Genomic DNA, 21,781 nt, shown 5'->3' with positions numbered 1-21,781 from the left:
TTTAAGTATAGTTTCACTAATTTACTGTAAGAAATTTTACATTCAAATTATTTTAAGAAACTTTTAATTTTTCCGAATAGGACATAATAACCTGATTTGCAGTAAATTTTAAAAAAACACCTAGTATACTAAGTTATCACAACTTCGTACAAATATTTTATTTTTCTCAAGTTTCATTTAATTATTTTGTAGTACTTTTACTTCTTAGCTAAAAACAAATTGTTTCTTTAGGCCCCAAGTTTACAAGACTCTTATTCTAATTCTTGTTAAGAATATAAACCAAAAATTTATGGCAATCTGGTCAGGAAGGTTTTGTTTAATTTTTGTCCTCTTTTTATCGTTCGGTCTACAGGCACAGATTGAAAATAAAAAGAAATCTTTCATTGCAAAAAAAACAACAACCAATAAACACGACCCTAGAATTCTAACGCTTTACGATTTATATAATCAAGGAGAAGAAAAAAAAGCGTATAAAAAAGCCCATTTGCTATTAAAATCTAAACTAAACGATAGAGCTACAGCAAGTACAAACCTCTTACTTGCTTACTATTTTAATAAAAGAGCCCAAATCGATTCTTCTATTTATTATACAAATCAGGCACTCAAGTACAATACAATCGTAAACGATTCTTTAAAAAACCGATTATACTCTTTGGCCTGCAACCTTCTAGCAATTAATTCAAATAAAAGAGGTTTGTTTAACGAAAGCAAAAAGTGGCATCTCAAAGGCATTGAAGCTTCACAAAAATTCAATGAGCAAAATCTTACCTATACTCACATACACGGTTTAGCACAGACATATACAGAACTGGGCGATTATCAAAATGCACTTAAGCTATTTAAACAGTGCCTAGCTTATAAAGACGATGAAGAAATAATTTTAGGAAGTTATATCAACATAGGCGACATTTATTCTCGACTAAAAGATTATGACAATGCCACTTCTTATTATAGAAAAGGTCAAGAACTCTGTGAAAAAACTAATAATTTTCAAGGCAAAGCCACTATTCTTTTAGGTTTAGGCGATAATTATCAATTACAAAACAAACATAACGAAGCGCTAAAAATATTTCAAGAAGCACTTTATATTGCCGATAAAAATGAGATGAATCAATTGGCAGTTGTCTCAAGAAGCAGCATGGGTGATTGTTATACTTCGTTAAAAAAATACAGTGATGCTAAATTTGCTTATTCTGAAGCACTCCAAAAAGCTATAAAATTTGGTTTGCTTCAAAATCAAATCAACATTTATAACCAGCTTCGAGAAATTGCCATCATCCAAGAAGATTATAAAAAAGCGTATTTGTTTTTTGAAAAATCAACCCATTTAAAAGATTCTATTCTAAAAATGGAAAGAATAAAAGAAATTAATGAACTCGAAGTCGAATACCAAACAGCTCAAAAACAAAAAGAAATTGAAGTACTGAGATTTGAAAACGAAACAAAAAAACTAATTCTAGCGAGTCAAGAAGATGCTATTAAAAACATGATTCTTAAAGAGGAAATCTTCACAAAAAACAATGAAAACACACTTCTTGCTTATCAAAATTCATCCAATAAAAAGCGTAATGAAATAGCTCTCTTGAAAAAAGATCAGCAATTAAAAAGCCTTGAAATCAACCAACAAAAGAAAATTAAAACATTTACTATAAGTGCTTTCCTTATTTTATTAATTCCAATAATTGCACTTTTATTTCAGTTTTATAAACGATTCAAAGTACAGCATCTTTTAAATATCAAACAGGCTGAGATCAGTTCACAAAAAATAAACAGCATCTTAAAAGAACAAGAACTAGAATTGATTAAAGCTTCAATCAGTGGACAGGACAAAGAAAGACAACGTATTTCGCAAGAATTACATGATAGTATTGGCGGTAATCTAGCAGCCATTAAGCTACAAGTGAATCATTTAAACCCTACAAATTTTTCGAATATTCAAAAAATAAGCAATCAGCTTGATGAAACATATCAGCAGGTTCGAAATTTATCGCATACTTTACTTCCAAAAAAATTCTGCCAGAATAAATTCCTAGAAGTCCTCGAATCTTATCTGAATAACATAAGCGAGGCTAGCCAAATTAAAATATCCCATATTCCTTATCCCCAAAAAGAGATTAATGAATTGGAGGAAAATATTCAGATTGAAATTTTTAAAATTATACAAGAGCTCTTGACCAATACAATCAAACATGCAAAAGCGACAGAAATTGAAATTCAATTAAATTATATTGAAAATGTATTAAATCTTTTATTTGAAGATAACGGAATAGGTTTCGAAACAGAAAATGCTTTACAAGGAATCGGTCTTATTAACATGGAAAATCGAATTCACAAACTAAATGGCTCATTATTAATTGATTCAAAATTAAAAAGAGGTAGTATTTTCAACATTGAAGTTCCAATCTCAAAATCAAAATCTAAATTCCCAATTAAAGGCATTGATCTAAAAAATCAACTTGACGAATTAAAAAGCAACTAATATTTCTATTGAATGAACAAGATTAATCTACTTATTGTTGATGACCATACAATGTTCCTGCAAGGAATTATTTCCTTACTAGAACAAGAATCGAATATAAATATTATTGACAAAGCTGTAAATGGAATTGAAGCATTGGAAATTGTAAAGAAAGGAACTATTGATTTTATCATCCTAGATATTAGTATGCCAGAAATGGACGGAATTGAATTCAGTAAAATCATTAAAAAGCAACATCCTCATATTAAAATTCTAATTCTCAGCACGCATAGTAATGTAATGATTGTTTCGAGGTTAATCAGAATTGGTGTAAATGGATATTTATTGAAAAATGCAGAAAAGGAAGAACTTTTAAAAGCTATTAATACGATTGGATTGGGTAAAAATTATTTTGCTGAAGAATTACAAGAAAAACATCTTAGCAACAATTCAAGAATTGAAAAACATATTTCTAATTTGAGCGAATTAAGCTCAAGGGAAAAAGAAATTCTGGTATTAATTGCTCAAGAATACAATACAGCAGAAATTGCAGAAAAAACTTTTATAAGTTTAAACACCGTAAATACGCATCGTCGTAATTTATTATCAAAATTAAACGCTAAAAACACCGCAGGATTAGTAAAATATGCCGTAGAGAATGGTTTAGTAGATTAATTTCGAAGTTTTGAACATATTCATTACTAAGCCCGAATAATAGGATATAGCTCCCCAATGCTATTACTAGTTATTCGAGCAAGTAATAAAGAATCTGATTTCAATCAAATTAAAAAATTGCATGATTATATCAATTTAACTCTACTGAAGTAGCTTGACACATCTCATTTACATTGCAACTTTAAAGCAAAGCTACTACTCTATTTATTCTTCCACATCACTATAAATAGTGATTTTGCTTCTAATTTCCTATTTTTTTCAAATCCGGATTGGAAGTTTCCAAAACCGGCATAAAACAGAAAACCCCGTCCGATTCGGACAGGGTTTTTCAAAAGAAAGGCGACGACATACTCTCCCACATAACTGCAGTACCATCTGCGCAGGCGGGCTTAACTTCTCTGTTCGGGATGGGAAGAGGTGAGCCCCGCCGCAATAACCACCTTAAGAAGTTATAATTGCTTTGGGCAATCTTTTTAATTGTTAATTATAAATTATTAATTATCAATCAAACAATATTTTAACATACTGGGATAAAGAAACATAAAAGCTTTTTTTTAGAAAGTTCTCTCCTCCCGATTGCTCGGGAGGAAAAGGGTGTGCATAAGCTTACGGATTATTAGTACTACTCGACTATGACATTACTGCCTTTACATCTGTAGCCTATCAACGTGGTCATCTTCCACGATCCTTAAAAGAAATCTCATCTTGTGGTGGGTTTCGCGCTTATATGCTTTCAGCGCTTATCCCTTCCAAACGTAGCTACTCTGCGGTGCCCCTGGCGGGACAACAGATACACTAGAGGTTTGTCCAATTCGGTCCTCTCGTACTAGAATCAGATCCACTCAAATTTCTAACGCCCGCAGTAGATAGAGACCGAACTGTCTCACGACGTTCTGAACCCAGCTCGCGTGCCACTTTAATGGGCGAACAGCCCAACCCTTGGGACCTTCTCCAGCCCCAGGATGTGACGAGCCGACATCGAGGTGCCAAACCCCCCCGTCGATATGAGCTCTTGGGGGAGATCAGCCTGTTATCCCCGGCGTACCTTTTATCCTTTGAGCGATGGCCCTTCCATGCGGAACCACCGGATCACTATGCTCTACTTTCGTACCTGATCGACCTGTATGTCTCTCAGTCAAGCTCCCTTATGCCATTGCACTCTACGCACGGTTACCAAGCGTGCTGAGGGAACCTTTAGAAGCCTCCGTTACTCTTTTGGAGGCGACCACCCCAGTCAAACTACCCACCAAGCACTGTCCCCCACATCGCGGGGTTAGGCCTCAGATAAACAAAGGGTTGTATTTCAACAATGACTCCAAAGCGCCTGGCGACGCCCCTTCACAGTCTCCAACCTATCCTACACATCATTTATCCAAGGTCAATACTAAGCTATAGTAAAGGTGCACAGGGTCTTTTCGTCCCACTGCGGGTAAACGGCATCTTCACCGTTACTACAATTTCACCGAGCTCATGGCTGAGACAGTGTCCAGATCGTTACACCATTCGTGCAGGTCGGAACTTACCCGACAAGGAATTTCGCTACCTTAGGACCGTTATAGTTACGGCCGCCGTTTACTGGGGCTTCAATTCAATGCTTCTCCGAAGATAACATCTCCTCTTAACCTTCCAGCACCGGGCAGGTGTCAGGCCCTATACTTCATCTTGCGATTTTGCAGAGCCCTGTGTTTTTGATAAACAGTCGCCTGGACCTCTTCACTGCGGCCCCGATTGCTCGGGGCGACCTTTCTCCCGAAGTTACAGGTCTATTTTGCCTAATTCCTTAGCCATGAATCTCTCGAGCACCTTAGGATTCTCTCCTCAACTACCTGTGTCGGTTTACGGTACTGGTTCTTACTGCCTGAAGTTTAGAGGTTTTTCTTGGAAGCCCTTAGGCGCACTATCTCTTTGTCCGAAGACTCCGAGTACTATCGTATTTCCCCAAAAGATGTGGATTTGCCTGCATCTCTTATAGGTAGGTACTTCAACGAACTATTCCGTCAGTTCGCGGCGCTTTCATCACTCCGTCACCCCATCACAGCAATAAGAAGTACGGGAATATTAACCCGTTGGCCATCGACTGTCCCTTTCGGGTTCGCCTTAGGTCCAGACTAACCCACAGCTGATTAGCATAGCTGTGGAAACCTTAGTTTTTCGGTGTGCGGGTTTCTCGCCCGCATTATCGTTACTTATGCCTACATTTTCTTTTCTGACCGGTCCAGCATACCTTACGATACACCTTCTGCCCTGTCAGAATGCTCCCCTACCACTTTGCATCACTGCAAAATCCATAGCTTCGGTAATATGCTTATGCCCGATTATTATCCATGCTCGTCCGCTCGACTAGTGAGCTGTTACGCACTCTTTAAATGAATGGCTGCTTCCAAGCCAACATCCTAGCTGTCTGGGCAGACAAACCTCGTTCTTTCAACTTAGCATATATTTGGGGACCTTAGCTGATGGTCTGGGTTCTTTCCCTCTCGGACTTGGACCTTAGCACCCAAGCCCTCACTGCTGGGAAACATTATATAGCATTCGGAGTTTGTCAGGAATTGGTAGGCGGTGAAGCCCCCGCATCCAATCAGTAGCTCTACCTCTATATAACTATCCTCAGCGCTGCACCTAAATGCATTTCGGGGAGTACGAGCTATTTCCGAGTTTGATTGGCCTTTCACCCCTACCCACAGGTCATCCGAAGACTTTTCAACGTCAACCGGTTCGGTCCTCCACTGTGTGTTACCACAGCTTCAACCTGCCCATGGGTAGATCACACGGTTTCGCGTCTAACACTACTGACTAAAGCGCCCTATTCAGACTCGCTTTCGCTGCGGATCCATGGCTTAACCACTTATCCTTGCCAGCAGCGTTAACTCGTAGGCTCATTATGCAAAAGGCACGCCGTCACCCCACGAAAGGGCTCCGACCGCTTGTAAGCGCATGGTTTCAGGATCTATTTCACTCCGTTATTCACGGTTCTTTTCACCTTTCCCTCACGGTACTGGTTCACTATCGGTCTCTCAGGAGTATTTAGCCTTAGCGGATGGTCCCGCCGAATTCAGACAGGGTTTCACGTGCCCCGCCCTACTCAGGATACCGCTATCCATTACGCTCGTTGCCCATACGGGGCTGTCACCCTCTATGGCGCTCCTTTCCAGAAGCTTCCGGTTCCTTGCGCATGAAATATCGCGGTCCTACAACCCCAGCAAGGCCGTAACAATGCTGGTTTGGGCTAATCCGCGTTCGCTCGCCACTACTTACGGAATCACTTTTGTTTTCTTCTCCTCCGCCTACTTAGATGTTTCAGTTCAGCGGGTTTGCCCACCTATCGGTGTGCTATATCTTCAATATAGCGGGTTGCCCCATTCGGATACCTGCGGATCGATCGGTGTGTGCCCGTCCCCGCAGCTTTTCGCAGCTTATCACGTCCTTCATCGCCTCTGAGAGCCTAGGCATTCCCCATGCGCCCTTATTTTGCTTATTGCACCAAATCATAATTTAATATGATCCGTTTTGTTTTGTTTTCCTTATGCTTTCGCTTAAGAAAAACGCTTTCTACTTTCTTATTATTTTCTTATCCCAATATGTCAATGAACTTTAAAGCTTACGCTTCCGTGGAGAATAACGGAGTCGAACCGTTGACCTCCTGCGTGCAAGGCAGGCGCTCTAGCCAGCTGAGCTAATCCCCCATTTTTTTTAAAATTCCAAATTTTTAAATTCCAAATTCCAAAAAATAAGGATTATAACCTCTAGAATTTCCTGAATCAGGTTTTTAGTAGTCCCGGGCAGACTCGAACTGCCGACCCCTACATTATCAGTGTAGTACTCTAACCAGCTGAGCTACGAGACTCTGTCTTCTTGATTCCTTATCATTTTTTTTTAAATTAACAGCAAGAGCAATACAATTTCGGGATTCCGAACCTCTGTCGGCATCTTATTTCCCAAGCGTGCCCAACGGCTAACACTCGGGCTCTAGAAAGGAGGTGTTCCAGCCGCACCTTCCGGTACGGCTACCTTGTTACGACTTAGCCCTAGTTACCAGTTTTACCCTAGGCAGCTCCTTGCGGTCACCGACTTCAGGCACCCCCAGCTTCCATGGCTTGACGGGCGGTGTGTACAAGGCCCGGGAACGTATTCACCGGATCATGGCTGATATCCGATTACTAGCGATTCCAGCTTCACGGAGTCGAGTTGCAGACTCCGATCCGAACTGTGACCGGCTTTATAGATTCGCTCCCCCTCGCGGGGTGGCTGCTCTCTGTACCGGCCATTGTAGCACGTGTGTAGCCCAAGGCGTAAGGGCCGTGATGATTTGACGTCATCCCCACCTTCCTCACAGTTTGCACTGGCAGTCTTGTTAGAGTTCCCGACACTACTCGCTGGCAACTAACAACAGGGGTTGCGCTCGTTATAGGACTTAACCTGACACCTCACGGCACGAGCTGACGACAACCATGCAGCACCTTGTAAACTGTCTTGCGAAAGATCTGTTTCCAAATCGGTCAGTCTGCATTTAAGCCTTGGTAAGGTTCCTCGCGTATCATCGAATTAAACCACATGCTCCACCGCTTGTGCGGGCCCCCGTCAATTCCTTTGAGTTTCAAACTTGCGTTCGTACTCCCCAGGTGGGATACTTATCACTTTCGCTTAGCCACTGAACTTGCGCCCAACAGCTAGTATCCATCGTTTACGGCGTGGACTACCAGGGTATCTAATCCTGTTCGCTACCCACGCTTTCGTCCATCAGCGTCAATCCACCGGTAGCAACCTGCCTTCGCAATTGGTATTCCATGTAATCTCTAAGCATTTCACCGCTACACTACATATTCTAGTTGCTTCCCAGTAATTCAAGTCCTGCAGTATCAATGGCCGTTCCACCGTTGAGCGATGGGCTTTCACCACTGACTTACAAGACCGCCTACGGACCCTTTAAACCCAATGATTCCGGATAACGCTTGGATCCTCCGTATTACCGCGGCTGCTGGCACGGAGTTAGCCGATCCTTATTCTTACGGTACCGTCAAGCTCCCTCACGAGGGAGTGTTTCTTCCCGTACAAAAGCAGTTTACAATCCATAGGACCGTCATCCTGCACGCGGCATGGCTGGTTCAGGCTTGCGCCCATTGACCAATATTCCTCACTGCTGCCTCCCGTAGGAGTCTGGTCCGTGTCTCAGTACCAGTGTGGGGGATCTCCCTCTCAGGACCCCTACCCATCGTCGCCTTGGTAAGCCGTTACCTTACCAACTAGCTAATGGGACGCATGCTCATCTTTCACCGTTGTGACTTTAATTGGAAAAGGATGCCCTTATCCAATGCTATGAGGCATTAATCCAAATTTCTCTGGGCTATTCCTCTGTGAAAGGCAGATTGCATACGCGTTACGCACCCGTGCGCCGGTCTCAGGTTCCGAAGAACCCTACCCCTCGACTTGCATGTGTTAAGCCTGCCGCTAGCGTTCATCCTGAGCCAGGATCAAACTCTTCATCGTATATTTTAATATTATATATTCGACGCTTTCTATCGGTTCTTTTTCGAATCTCTCGATTCTACTGCTCTTATTTCTTTTGCCCCGCTGTTAAGCGGGACGGCTGTCAATTCAATATGTCTACGAACGTGTCTTTTATTCTTTCTTCGCCTGTTTCTCAAAGCGGGTGCAAAACTAAAAATTCTTTTTGTTTCCTGCAAGCAAAACCTGAAAAATTTTTGAAGCTTTTTTTTCGCTTCCTTTTTCCGTTTTCCTTCCAATCTTCCAATGAACTTTCCGTGTTTTGCGGGGTGCAAATGTAAAAAGCTTTTTCAATTCCCGCAAGCTTTTCCGAATCTTTTTTTTTTGAAAATTTCTTTCCTTTCGATTCTTGCCTGCTATCGGAATTTCTAAGAGCGTTTTTCGCTGTTGCGGGTGCAAAAGTAGAACCTTTTTCCGCTTCCGCAAGCTTTTTTATCGAGTTTTTTTCGGTTTTTTTTGATCTTTTTCTTAACTCACTGATAACGGTGTTTTTACAATCTGATTATTTTCGCATCTCTATAGGGTTTTTCTTCTTTTTCTTCGATTTTTCATATTTTATAGGGGTTCTGAACCTTCCTTTTTATTGGATTTTTACTCCATGATGCCCTTTTCAGATGATTTTTCATGCTTCGAGAATCTTCTTTTTCCCGGAAAAGCTCTTATGGAAACCCATGCCCTAGCCCCGATAGAAGCGGAAATCCTTTTTGGGGCGGGGTTCGCCCCAAAAAGATTGAAGCGGATAGCGGGAAGAAGCTCCTTATTATTATTGAAATTCCAAATGCCAAAGGCTTCTACTCCTCTCAGCAGGAGAATAAATAGCTATAATATATATGTATAAAAACAAACCCGACAGGTTTTATAAACCTGTCGGGTTGGAAATGACAATTACTCTTATATATAATAGAGTAAAAAGCTATACTATATAATATGTATTATTGATTTAAAGCATCTATTACTTCTTTTGTGATTTCAATGCTTTTTAGTTTTGCCTGGTGATCGAAAATCGGGCTTGTCACCATTAGTTCGTCGATTCTTGCGTAGTCTATGAACTTTTTCAAATCGGTTACTAATTGTTCTTTGTTTCCTGTGAAGGTTCCTGCGGTCATTTGGTTTACATGGAAACGTTCTGCTTCGTTCATGATATCGTCTAATGATGGAACTGGCGGCTGCAATCCTTTACGATCGTTTCTAATTAAGTTTAGAAACATTTGATACAAACTCGTAGATAATAATTCTGCTTCTTCATTTGTATCAGCAGCGATTACATTAACACATGACATGGTTCTTGGTTTATCCAAGAACTCTGATGGCTGGAAATTTTCTCTATAAAATTCAAATGCCTGAATCATTAGCTTTGGTGCGAAGTGACCAGCAAAAGCGTAAGGCAATCCATAAGCTGCTGCTAAAGCCGCGCTGTCCATACTTGAACCTAGAATCCAGATTGGCACATTAAGGCCTTCAGCTGGGAATGCACGAACTTTTCCTGTGGCATTTTCAGATGAAAAGTATTCCTGAAGCTTGCTTACATTTTGCGGAAATCGCTGTGCTTGCTCAAAAAAGTCTTTTCGAATTGCTTCGGCAGTTGGCTGATCTGTTCCTGGCGCTCTTCCTAATCCTAAATCGATTCGGTTTGGATATAGAGTTTCTAAAGTTCCGAATTGCTCTGCTACTACTAAAGGCGAATGATTCGGAAGCATGATTCCACCAGAACCTACTCGGATATTTTTGGTCTGACTTGCAACATATCCTATCAAAACAACCGTTGCCGTACTTGCAACGTGTGCCATATTATGATGTTCTGCCAGCCAAAATCGCTTGTATCCTAGGGTATCTGCTAATTGGGCTATATCTTTTGTTTTTTGAAATGTTTCTGTAGCGTTGCTATCTTGAGTAATAATAGCGAGCTCTAATAATGAGACTGAAATTGGGTTTTTCATATAAATTAAGGCTAAAATGCAAAATTAAGCCATTTATGCGAATGCCTTTTGTTTTCTAATGTTAATAGAATTATAATATTCTCAAATAGGTCAAAATAATTCTTTTTAAATAATTAATTATTGTTTTACGATAATTAATTATACATTTGCAATATCAAATTTAACTTTCAGTATATGAAGACGACTCATATTGTTTCTAGAATATTATTTTATTTCACCAGATTCTTGGCTGTAGTTTATTTTTTCTTGGCTGCTTATTCGGTTTTTACTTTGGTAACGGGATTATTTCTCACTTTTAAAGACAACGGAAAGTATTTTCAGGTTTGTTATCCGTTTACCTCGCATCCATTGATGTTAGGCGATTACAATTTGCCCTATATTCTTTTTGACTTTCTTGCTCCGTTGAGCCTTTATGGGCTTTTCTTTTTATTGAGCAGTAATGTCTTTAAAGTTTTCTTTCAGCCAAAATTGTTTACTCAAAATAGTGTTGTACACTTAAAACGTTTTTATTTATCGAATTTGTTCATTCCGAGTATCGTGATATTGTTTGCTTTCTTCTTTGTTCCTTTAGATAATGAAGTGTTACTTTTTATCATACTGCACGGAATGCTTGGCGCTTTTGCTTATTTTCTAGCAGCCATTTTCAAACAAGGTTTAAACCTTCAGAACGAACAAGACTTATTTATATAGCTATGCCAATAATTGTAAATGTTGATGTAATGCTTGCCAAACGCAAGATGCAGAGTAAAGAATTGGCAGAGAAATTAGATATAACGCCTGCTAATTTATCGATTCTAAAAACGGGAAAAGCAAAAGGTATTCGATTTGATACGCTCGAGGCTATTTGCAAAATATTAGATTGCCAACCCGGCGATATTTTAGAATATGTAAGCGAGTAGCTTTCTTTTAAATCAAATTTTCTGAAAATAAAAATCGGCTTTTTGAGGCCGACAGGAATTCTATTGCCCAAAAATTTCAAATCATCATTTATATAATCATCAAAAATCAATCAAAAAATGAACAGTTTATCAATCAAAAATCTCAGTAAAACGTACGAGAACGGCACAAAAGCGATTGATTATTTATCGCTTGAAATTACAAACGGAATGTTTGGTTTATTGGGTCCGAATGGCGCTGGAAAATCGACTTTAATGCGAACCATTGCCGCTTTGCAAGAACCGACTTCTGGAATTATCGAATTTAACGGAATCAATATTCTCGAAAATCCGATGTTTATTAGGGAGAATCTTGGATATCTTCCACAGGAATTTGGCGTTTATCCAAAGATTTCTGCTTTTCGTTTATTGGATCATTTGGCAATTTTGAAGGGAATTATCAATAAAAAAGAACGACACGATCAGATTCTGTATTTGCTACAGCAAACGAATTTATTACAACACAAAGACAAAGCAGTTCATTCTTTTTCGGGCGGCATGCGTCAGCGTTTTGGAATTGCACAGGCCTTATTGGGAAATCCGAAGATTATTATTGTCGATGAACCGACTGCGGGACTTGATCCTGAGGAAAGAAATCGTTTCAATAATCTTTTAAGTGAAATTGGCGAAAGCATTATTGTGGTTTTGTCCACACATATTGTAGAAGATGTTCGTGATTTGTGTACCAAAATGGCGATTATTTCTAGCGGTAAGTTGCTTTTGGAAGGAAATCCAAATGAAGCGGTTGATTCTTTGAAAGAAAAAATCTGGACGAAAGCGATTCATAAAAATGAACTGAAAGAGCATCAGGAACATTTTAATATTATTTCGTCTCATTTGAATTCTGGAAAAATCAACATTCATGTTTTCTCTGATCAACAGCCTGATTCTAGTTTTGAATTGACTTCTCCAGATTTGAGCGATGTTTACTTTAATATTTTATCTCAAAATCAACTTAAAAAATAATGTTATGCTTTCGAAATTAATTCAATTTGAATGGCATAATAATACCAGAAACTGGACATTTTATGCTTCCTATATTATATATCTGATTCTCGGCTTTTTTGTGAGCGCTTTTGCGAACTTTTCGTTTTCGGGCGCTTATAAAAACAGTCCGTTTGTATTGACTTATGCGATTGGTTTGCTATCGCTGATGACTATTTTCTCTATCACACTTCAAGTTGCCCAGCAATTTTTAAAAGAATACGAAACCAAATCTGATGCGATTATCTTCTCTACTCCTATTTCGAAATTTCATTTTTTGGGAAGTAAGTTTATCACAGCTTTTGTGATTGCAGTTTCTTCTTTTGGAATGTTCATTATTGGAATGATGATTGGGCATCAAATGTCGTGGATTCCGAAAAGCGAAATTGGTCCATTTGAAATTCTAAATTATATCTGGCCTTATCTTGTAATTGTAATTCCTAATATTCTTTTATGTCTTTCGATTCTTGCTACGCTAGCTTGGCTTACGCGAAGTAAACTTTTTATTTATGTTGGCGGATTATTCATCTACATATTATATATAGCGGGCTCGATTTTTTCTAATTCGCCTTTATTTGCAAATGCTTCTCCGTCTTCCGCGAAAGCGATGTCTTTGGCAGCAAAAATAGATCCGTTTGGTTTAGCGGCTTTTTTGGAACAAACTAGATATTGGACAGCCATCGAAAAAAATACGCAACTGCTTTCGCTTTCGGGCAATTTTTTATTCAATCGAATCGTGTGGATTTGCGTTTCTTTCCTTCTCATTTTTGTTTCCTATAAATTGTTTTCATTTAGAAAAACAAAAACTAAAAAGGCAAAATCACTTAAAATCGATACAAAAGAAGCAAAAGTCTTTTCTACTGAAATTCCGAAACAGCAATTTAAAACCTCAAAACACAATTGGGCTGTTTTTAAAAGCAATTTGAAAATGGATATTTTTTTGGTTCTAAAAGGAATTCCGTTTTTGCTGATTGTAATCTTATTTTCGGGATTATTAATGATTGAGATTTCAGATGAAATTGACGGTGGAATCAGATTGCCGGAAAGTATTACGAATACGGCTTTGATGATTTCTACTATTATGGATCGTCTGCCTTTTATTTTGATTCTAATTCTTCTTTTTTACAGCAGTGAATTATTGAATCGAAGCGAAAATTCGAGATTTGAAATGCTGGAAAATACAGCGCCGTATTCTCAGTTTATAGTTTTGATTTCGAAATTGACAGCACTTTTTATGATTCCATTAATCTTAATTGGAATTAGCATTTTGATTGGAATTGGTTTTCAAATCATTCATGCCAACGCGCCAATTGAAGCTGGACTTTACTTTTCGATGTTTTATTATATCGGATTTCCATTGTTTTTGATTTCGATTTTGGTAATCGCCATTCAAACTTTTATCAAAAATAAATATTTAGGATTGGTAGTTTCGGCATTTATTGTGCTTTTGTTTTGTACGGGAATCGGAGAACAGTTGGGAATTTCGCATCCATTATTCCGATTTGGAGATTCTTTTAAAAGAGAATATTTTGATTTGAATGGTTTTGGAAGTTATACTTTTCCGTTTCATATTTCAATGTTGTACAATTTTGGATTGGCTTTTATTCTCCTGACTTTGACTGGAATTTTATGGAAACGAAATTCAACGATTCTAAAAACCATTCGCAGAAATTCATTTAATGCTATTCAAAAAATAACTTTTGCCTTTGGAAGCATTCTTTTCATCGGTTTTGGAAGTTTTCTTTTTTATAAAACGAATATTGAATATCCGTATTTAACCAAAAACGATCAGAACAATTGGAGCGAGCAATACGAAAAGCAATTTAAAAAATATGCGAATCTTGATCAGCCAACAATTATTTCCTTAAAAAGTAAAGTCGATTTGTTTCCTGAAGAAAATCGTTACGAAGTAAAAGGCACTTATGAACTGATCAATAATTCGCAAAAACCAATTGATAGTTTACTCCTATATATAGATCGAAATTCGAAACTGATTTCTGTTGAAATTGAGAACGCTAAAAATCTAGATGATGTTTCTAAATTTCAGCATTATTGGTATCGATTGGAAAAGCCTTTGTTACGGCAGCAGAAAATGAAAATGAGTTTTGCTTTTACCTCAACTTGGTCGCCATTTAAAGGTCATACTGCGTTTAATTCGATTATTGAAAATGGTTCGTTTATGCGAATAAGCCGTTATTTTCCAACTTTTGGTTATCAGGATTCTAATGAAATCAGCAGTGAAAAAGAACGTGCAAAAAGACATTTAAAACCGCAAACGCCACTTAAAAAGCTAGAAGAAAAATCGAAAACTATAAATGATTTTATTGATTATGATGTTGTCGCTTCGACTTCAAAAAACCAAACTGCAATTGGAATTGGAGATTTAATTGGAAATTGGAAAAAGGACAATCGAAGCTATTTTCATTATAAATCTAATGGAAAGATTCCGTTTCGATTTGCTTTTTCTTCTGCCGAATATGAAATTCAGAAAACAAATTATAAAGGTGTTTCAATTGAAGTGTATTATGATAAAAGCCATTCAAGAAACGTTACCAAACTGATTCAAGATGTAAAAAACACTTTAGATTATTGCCAACTTAGCTTTGGAAAATATCCATACAAAACGATTCGTTATGCTGAAGTTTCTGCTTTCGCGGATGGATTTGCTGCAACTTCTTATCCGTCGACGGTTTTCATGAAGGAGAATTTTGGATTTTACAGCAACTTGAATAATCGAGATAAAGAAGATATCATCAATCAGTTAACAGCTCACGAATTGTCTCACGAATGGTGGGGAAATGCGCAGATTAGTCCTGAACAAAAAGAAGGGAGCTGGATTTTAACCGAAACTCTCGCACAATACACCGAATTGATGTTGTATGAAAAAGAACATGGTTTGCAAAAAGCGTTGGAAACTTTAAAAATCCATCTGGATTTGTATTTGAGCAGCCGAAGTTACGAACCAGAAACTCCTTTATATAAAACGAATTATGAAACGCCACATTTACCTTATGATAAAGGAATGTTGGTGATGCATCAGCTTCGAATTTTAATTGGAGAAGAAAAAGTTAATCTGGCTTTGCATAATTTCTTGAGTCATTATAAATATCCAAATCCAATTCCAGATTCGGAGGATTTATTGAAAGAGATTTATTTGGTGACGGATTCCAAACTTCATCCAAAACTAGATGAAATGTTTAAAAAGATTATTACCTATTCTTCTAAAATTTCTGAAGTTGAAAGTGTAAAAAAGAATGGTTTTTATGAAGTTTCATTTAAAGCCGATTCTAAAAAATATCTGGAAAATGCCACAGGAGTTCGCAAACAAATTGCCAACGATGCAACAATTGATATTGGAATTTATGATGAAAATGGAAAGTTATTCCGTTACACTTTTTCTATCAAAAACAATACAATTGAAGGCAAAATTAAAATCAAAAACAAACCTCAACGAATTGTAATTGATCCTTATTTAATGAATATTGACACTTTTATAAAGGACAACGATAAAGAGATTGATTAAGTTTTTTTTTAGCCACAGATTAAAAGGATTATTTGGATTTTAATTTTAGCGAAAGCAAAAAATCATTTTAATCCTTTAAATCTGTGACTATATTTTTTTATTTCAATTGAATGAAAATCTGTTTATGAGTTGTTTTTCCATCATCTTTTATTTTTAAATCATTACTCGATTCGATTTCAAATTTTGAGGCAGTTTCTATATTCAATGAAATATCACGGTTTCTAAAAATTTCTGGAATTTCTGGAAGCTGAATGGTTACGGTTACTTCTTTCTTTTTCTGCTGAAAATCGACTTTTATTCTGTCTCTTAACCAAATATATTCGTAAACTTCCTGCCACGGAGCCATCCAAATTGAGTCATTTCCTTTGAGACCGTATTTATTCGCAAGAGTAATCATATAATATTTGAATTCTGAAAAACGCATGCTTAGATTCCACAAATTTGTATTTCCTGTTCCGTGTGTGAATTCGTTAAACCAAACGGTATTGGGCTGTTTCGAGATCGAATCTAAAGTTTTTAGATAATGATCCATCGTTTTAAAAGTGATGGTGTCTTTTGAACTCTGCACAAAAGTTCGGGCAGAAATCATTTTATCTAAATCTACTTTTGAATCGACTTTAAAAACTGGTCCAACGCCGTAATAAGACGCTACCGAAAAATGTCCATTATTAAGTGCCTCTTTTTCATATTCCAAATAATATTTCTCATCGCCTTCTCCGCCCGGAACTACAAAATGAGACATCGTGAAATCTAGATTTTGTTTTATCGAAGTTTTATTTTCAATCACTTCTGTCAAATAATTTGTGCCGTGTTTTGTAGCATGATGAAAACCGTGATTCAAAATATCCCAACCTGCATTGTACATTTCTTTTACCTCAGCCCAAGAAAGATGTCCACGGTTTTCTGGCAAATCACGAATTGAACCTCCATTAATCGTTAATGCTAATTTAAACGGAATTTTATTTCCCATTCCGTCCGAATAGAAAAGTCCTTCAGAGGTTGTTCCGTCTCCGCCTTGATCGATTTTCCATTCGTTTATAGATGAATTACTTATTTTTCCCCCGTTCAACAAAGGAAAAGCAGTCAGATAAGCCGATCTGTAACCATCATCAAGCGTAAAACTATAAGCCAAATGTTTGTTATATTTTAAAGGAGCAACGGCAATTTTTACTTTATCTGCCGATTTTAATTTTATTTTGAATGAAATGGTTTTCGGTTTTGAAGAATCTTTTTCGATAATTCCGCTTGAAAAAACGTTGAAATTTCCAAAAATCAGAACATTTAGTAGTAAGAGAATTCGTTTTAACATTATTTTTTAGTGGTTCATTTTCGAACTAAAAGTACATTTCTTTTTCAAACAAATATTTTAAAACTGATTCTACTACTAAAATAATTTCTGTCGATTCAAAAAAGTGAACCTATTTTAAACCTAAATTTGTACATCGAATACCAAAATTTGATTTAGCATCTCTGCAAATGACACACAAAATTTTAATTATAGACGACGAAGAAAAACTAAGAAGTCTGCTGGTTCGCATTATTAAATCGGAAGGATTTGAAGTTTTGGAAGCGAAAGATTTAAAATCTGGTTTTAAAAAACTGGAACAAACCGATATTGATGTTGTTTTGTGTGACGTAAAACTTCCAGATGGAAACGGCGTTGATTTTGTTCAAAACATAAAAAGCAGTTTTCCTTTAGCAGAAGTTATCTTGCTGACGGCTTTCGGAAATATTCCGGATGGCGTTCAGGCGATGAAAAACGGCGCTTTCGATTATATTGTAAAAGGCGATGATAATGATAAGATTATTCCGCTTCTTTATAAAGCGGTCGAAAAAGTGCATTTACAGAAAAAAGTAAAACAGCTTGAAAAGCGTATCAGCGATAAATATTCTTTTAATTCGATAATTGGAAAATCAAAAGGAATTGAGCAGGTTATTGATTTGGCTCAAAAAGTAGCCAAAACAGATTCGACTGTTTTATTGACTGGTGAAACCGGAACTGGAAAAGAGGTTTTTGCACAAGCAATTCATGAAAACAGTAATCGCGCTGGAAAATCTTTTGTGGCTTTAAATTGCAGTACTTTTAGCAAAGAAATTCTAGAAAGTGAACTTTTTGGTCATAAACAAGGTGCATTTACTGGAGCTTTGAAAGATAAAAAAGGTTTTATTGAAGAAGCAAACGGTGGAACTTTATTCCTGGATGAAATTGGAGAAATGCCAATTGATCTTCAGGCGAAATTATTGCGTGTTTTAGAAACTAGCGAATATATTCCAGTTGGTGACACGACTTCCAAAAAATCAAATTTTAGATTAATTGCGGCAACAAATCGTGATTTAAAAGAAGAAAGTGAAGCGCATCGTTTTCGTTCTGATTTGTATTTCCGTTTGAATATTTTCGAAATCAAACTGCCTTCACTTCGCGAAAGAGCAAAAGATATTCCGTTGTTAGCGAATTATTATGTGAAACAGTTTTCTGAAAAAACGAATAAAAAAACGTTACAAACTTCAGCTGATTTTCTGGAAAAATTAGAAAATTATTCCTGGCCGGGAAATATCCGCGAACTTAAAAATGTTATCGAGAGGTCGGTTATTTTGAGCAATGGCGATACTTTGACTTCTGATGTTCTGCCTTATGAAATACAGCATCAAACAGAGAAAAGCTCAAAATCAATGTCTGCTTTTTCGATGCAGAGTATTGAGAAACTGCATATTCAAAAAGTTTTGAATTACACTAAAGGGAATAAAGCTGAAACGGCTAGATTATTGGAAATTGGGATTGCGACTTTGTATCGAAAGATTGAAGAATATGGAATAGAAAATTCCAAAATTTAAATTCCAAATTCCAACGCTGGGCTTAAATTCCAAAACGCAAATTCCAAATTCCAATGGCAATTGCAATGTCAAATTTCAAAAATCAATATTTAATTCGATTTGAAAAGCTCCAGCGGAGCTAAATATTTATAGAATAATATAATTCCCATTGAAAAAAGCTCCAGCGGAGCGACACCAGCATTACAATATGTCACCCCGCTGGGGCTTTAATAATTATACGTATTTGTTTCTATAAATATTTCGCTCCTCTGGAGCTTCCAATATGGAAACAAAAACATATCAAAACGAGAAAAGCTTATCAAAATGATAGGCTTTTTTTATGCCTAATTTTTGGCACAAAACATCAACTTCTTATTTTACAACACCTTACACCTCACCTTACATTTTCGGAATATATTTTGGCATAAGGAGGAAGAACATAAAAATTCCTTCTCATGAAAAATCAAGTTAATTCCATCTACAAACAAGCTGAACGGTTTGCTGAGATTACCAAAAAATCAATTGTATCTGGTAATATCGTTCGGGCTAAAAAATGTTTAGCGCTTGCTGAACGGTTATTTATTACTGGAAGCATCGAAACTAAAAATGCCATTTCAAACGTGTACGTTTTTTCGGTTTCGTCTTTTATGGAAATGCGCCACTGCAACATCTCGCATCTTTTCCCACAAACGCTTAAAGCAGAATATATCAAGCAGGTTAATGCTTCTGGCGTGTAAATGTTTAATCGGTTAACTGTTTAATTGTTTAATCGTTTCTGCAACAATCTGAAATCTAAATTCTAAAATAATTATGATCACTTTTCTTTTACTCGGGCTTGCCGTTTTACTGTTTGCCATTTGTTTTCTATCTGTTGAATTCTTTGAAAAAATCTAAATCATGACTGCACTCTTTATTGTTTCAATTGCCGTTTTCGGGTATTTGGTTTATGTATTAATTAAACCTGAAAAATTTTAATAAATGTAAAATGTCAAAAGTGAAATGTTAGATGTCTTTCATTTTACAAATCACATCTCACTTTTCACAACTTCACATTTCACTTTTTACAATCAACAACTCACTCATTATGAATACAGAATTACTAGGTGTCATAGGTATTTTTCTCCTAACTATTGTTTTAGCGATTCCCTTTGGGAAATATATTGCTAAAGTATTTTTAGGAAACAAAACACTTCTTGACCCGATTTTCAATCCGCTTGAAAAATTTATTTTTAGAATCAGCGGTATCAATCCAGCTGAAGAAATGAACTGGAAACAACATCTAAAAGCACTTTTAAGCATTAATATGCTTTGGTTTTTTCTCTGCTTTTTTGTGCTCCTTTTTCAAGGTTCTTTACCTTTAAATCCAGATAATAATCCATCAATGTCGCCAGATTTAGCATTTAATACCGCTATTTCATTTGTCGTAAACTGCAACTTACAGCATTATTCAGGCGAAAGCGGAGTTTCATACCTATCGCAAATGGTATTGATGTTTTTACAATTTGTTTCGGCTGGAGTTGGAATCGCTGCTGCTGTAATGGTATTTACCGCTATGCGCGAAAGAACAACAGACAAACTGGGGAATTTCTACAACTATTTTGTAAAAAGCTGTACTCGTATTTTATTACCACTTTCAGCAATTGTAGCAACTACTCTAGTTTTCGGCGGAACTCCAATGACTTTTGAAGGAAAAGATGCGATAACTACTTTGCAAGGCGATCACGTTGAAGTTTCTCGCGGACCAGCTGCTGCTTTTATCGCCATTAAACATATTGGTACAAACGGTGGTGGATTCTTCGGAGCTAACTCAGCTCATCCTTTAGAAAATCCGACTTATTTTACGAATGCCGTTGAACTTTGGGCGCAAATGATTGTTCCGTTTGCGATGATCTTTGCACTTGGTTTCTTCCTTAAAAAACAAAAATTCGCTTACATCATTTTTGGTGTAATGACCGTTGGATTCTTGCTCTTGGTAATTCCGACAATGTCAAGCGAAATCAGTGGGAATCCTGCTATCGAAAAAATGGGAATTTCTCAATTAAACGGAGCAATGGAAGGAAAAGAAGTCCGTTTTGGCCCAGCTATTTCAGGTTTCTGGAGTATTGCCACAACAGTGATTTCTACAGGTTCTGTAAATAGTATGCACGATAGTTCGATGCCAGTTTCTGGAGCCATGCAGTTATTGGCTATGATGGTCAATGTATTTTATGGCGGATGCGGTGTTGGTTACCTCAACTTTTACATTTTCATTATTCTGGCTGTTTTCATTTCAGGTTTAATGGTGGGTCGAACTCCTGAGTTTTTCGGAAAGAAAATCGAAGCCCGCGAAGTCAAAATTGCTGCTTTTATCGCTATTCTTCATCCATTATTGATTCTAGCAGGAACAGCTTTAGCTTCTTATTTTGCTGCGAATGATACTGCGATGGGCTATTGGTTCAGCGGAAATGCAACGGGCTGGCTGAACAATCTAGGAAATCACGGATTCTCTGAAATGTTATACGAATATACTTCAAGCGCTGCTAACAACGGTTCTGGTTTTGAAGGTTTAGGAGATAATAATCCGTTTTGGAATATCACTACAGGAATTGTTTTACTGCTAAGCCGTTTCATTCCAATCATCGGACCATTGGCAATCGCTGGTTTATTAGCCAACAAAAAATACATTCCAGAAAGTGCAGGAACTTTAAAAACCGATACAACAATTTTCGGAATCATGATTTTTGCCGTAATCGCTATTGTTGCGGCGCTATCTTTCTTTCCTGCATTAGCTCTTGGTCCTCTAGCAGAATATTTTACACTGAAATAAAATCCGCCATTAGATAAAGTATTTAAAACATAGCCCAAGGTTTCAACCATGGGGACAAAGATTGGCATAACGTCCTGATAATTTCATCGATTGCGATATACGTTGCGTCCCAACGGTTGAAACCGTTGGCTATGTTCTATAATCTGTGTG

Annotated in this window: 12 protein-coding genes, 2 tRNA genes and 3 rRNA genes; 10 read left to right on the top strand and 7 right to left on the bottom strand. The window is 37.2% G+C overall.

Going from position 1 to position 21,781, the window contains the following annotated elements:
• The first annotated feature begins 289 nt into the window (after positions 1-289).
• The gene (locus ABTV69_RS10125; RefSeq protein ID WP_433835965.1) at positions 290-2,479 is read left to right on the top strand and encodes a tetratricopeptide repeat-containing sensor histidine kinase; all 2,190 of its coding nucleotides are present in this window, start codon (positions 290-292) and stop codon (positions 2,477-2,479) included.
• Between the two features lie 12 nt (positions 2,480-2,491).
• Positions 2,492-3,133, top strand: coding sequence for a response regulator (locus ABTV69_RS10120; protein WP_433835963.1), 642 nt, complete (start codon positions 2,492-2,494; stop codon positions 3,131-3,133).
• Positions 3,134-3,467: 334 nt separating this feature from the next.
• Here ABTV69_RS10120 and rrf read toward each other — a convergent pair.
• The 6 genes from rrf to ABTV69_RS10090 all read right to left on the bottom strand — a co-directional run bounded on the left by rrf (position 3,468) and on the right by ABTV69_RS10090 (position 10,572).
• Positions 3,468-3,577, bottom strand: a 5S ribosomal RNA gene (gene rrf, locus ABTV69_RS10115).
• 152 nt (positions 3,578-3,729) lie between these two features.
• A 23S ribosomal RNA gene (locus tag ABTV69_RS10110) occupies positions 3,730-6,612 on the bottom strand.
• A gap of 130 nt (positions 6,613-6,742) precedes the next feature.
• Positions 6,743-6,816 (bottom strand) — tRNA-Ala (locus ABTV69_RS10105).
• Positions 6,817-6,903: 87 nt separating this feature from the next.
• Positions 6,904-6,977, bottom strand: a tRNA-Ile gene (locus ABTV69_RS10100).
• A gap of 126 nt (positions 6,978-7,103) precedes the next feature.
• Positions 7,104-8,617: ribosomal RNA gene (locus tag ABTV69_RS10095) — 16S ribosomal RNA — on the bottom strand.
• Together the 16S, 23S and 5S rRNA genes with 2 tRNA genes alongside form the textbook arrangement of a ribosomal RNA operon.
• A gap of 950 nt (positions 8,618-9,567) precedes the next feature.
• The gene (locus ABTV69_RS10090) at positions 9,568-10,572 is read right to left on the bottom strand and encodes an LLM class flavin-dependent oxidoreductase (RefSeq protein WP_433835961.1); all 1,005 of its coding nucleotides are present in this window, start codon (positions 10,570-10,572) and stop codon (positions 9,568-9,570) included.
• Between the two features lie 174 nt (positions 10,573-10,746).
• Here ABTV69_RS10090 and ABTV69_RS10085 point away from each other — a divergent pair, with 174 nt between their 5' ends.
• From ABTV69_RS10085 to ABTV69_RS10070, 4 genes are all read left to right on the top strand, one after another.
• The gene (locus ABTV69_RS10085; RefSeq protein WP_433835959.1) at positions 10,747-11,262 is read left to right on the top strand and encodes a DUF2975 domain-containing protein; all 516 of its coding nucleotides are present in this window, start codon (positions 10,747-10,749) and stop codon (positions 11,260-11,262) included.
• A gap of 2 nt (positions 11,263-11,264) precedes the next feature.
• Positions 11,265-11,471: a helix-turn-helix domain-containing protein gene (locus tag ABTV69_RS10080; protein WP_008466864.1), complete on the top strand. Its 207-nt coding sequence runs from the start codon at positions 11,265-11,267 to the stop codon at positions 11,469-11,471.
• A gap of 117 nt (positions 11,472-11,588) precedes the next feature.
• Positions 11,589-12,473, top strand: coding sequence for an ABC transporter ATP-binding protein (locus tag ABTV69_RS10075; protein ID WP_433835957.1), 885 nt, complete (start codon positions 11,589-11,591; stop codon positions 12,471-12,473).
• Between the two features lie 4 nt (positions 12,474-12,477).
• Positions 12,478-16,014 carry a M1 family aminopeptidase gene (locus ABTV69_RS10070; protein WP_433835955.1) on the top strand — a complete coding sequence of 1,179 codons (3,537 nt, stop codon included), beginning with the start codon at positions 12,478-12,480 and terminating at the stop codon, positions 16,012-16,014.
• Between the two features lie 97 nt (positions 16,015-16,111).
• On the opposite strand, the gene ABTV69_RS10065 is transcribed toward ABTV69_RS10070, so the two are convergent.
• Positions 16,112-17,323: a polysaccharide deacetylase family protein gene (locus tag ABTV69_RS10065; protein WP_433835953.1), complete on the bottom strand. Its 1,212-nt coding sequence runs from the start codon at positions 17,321-17,323 to the stop codon at positions 16,112-16,114.
• Positions 17,324-17,490: 167 nt separating this feature from the next.
• On the opposite strand from ABTV69_RS10065, the gene ABTV69_RS10060 reads away from it, so the two are divergent.
• From ABTV69_RS10060 to kdpA, 4 genes are all read left to right on the top strand, one after another.
• On the top strand, positions 17,491-18,846 hold the full coding sequence (locus ABTV69_RS10060) for a sigma-54-dependent transcriptional regulator (RefSeq protein ID WP_433835951.1): 1,356 nt from the start codon (positions 17,491-17,493) through the stop codon (positions 18,844-18,846).
• 434 nt (positions 18,847-19,280) lie between these two features.
• The gene (locus ABTV69_RS10055) at positions 19,281-19,562 is read left to right on the top strand and encodes a DUF7674 family protein (RefSeq protein ID WP_433835949.1); all 282 of its coding nucleotides are present in this window, start codon (positions 19,281-19,283) and stop codon (positions 19,560-19,562) included.
• Between the two features lie 160 nt (positions 19,563-19,722).
• A complete protein-coding gene (gene kdpF, locus ABTV69_RS10050; protein WP_073075461.1) occupies positions 19,723-19,800 on the top strand; it encodes a K(+)-transporting ATPase subunit F in 78 nt (25 codons plus the stop codon).
• 109 nt (positions 19,801-19,909) lie between these two features.
• Positions 19,910-21,631: a potassium-transporting ATPase subunit KdpA gene (gene kdpA, locus ABTV69_RS10045; protein WP_433835947.1), complete on the top strand. Its 1,722-nt coding sequence runs from the start codon at positions 19,910-19,912 to the stop codon at positions 21,629-21,631.
• The last annotated feature ends 150 nt before the right edge of the window (positions 21,632-21,781 follow it).

Source organism: Flavobacterium anhuiense (assembly GCF_050990855.1).
Classification (GTDB): Bacteria; Bacteroidota; Bacteroidia; order Flavobacteriales; family Flavobacteriaceae; genus Flavobacterium; species Flavobacterium anhuiense_C.
Note: the sequence above shows the minus strand (reverse complement) of the source record. Positions and strands in the feature narration are given on the sequence as shown.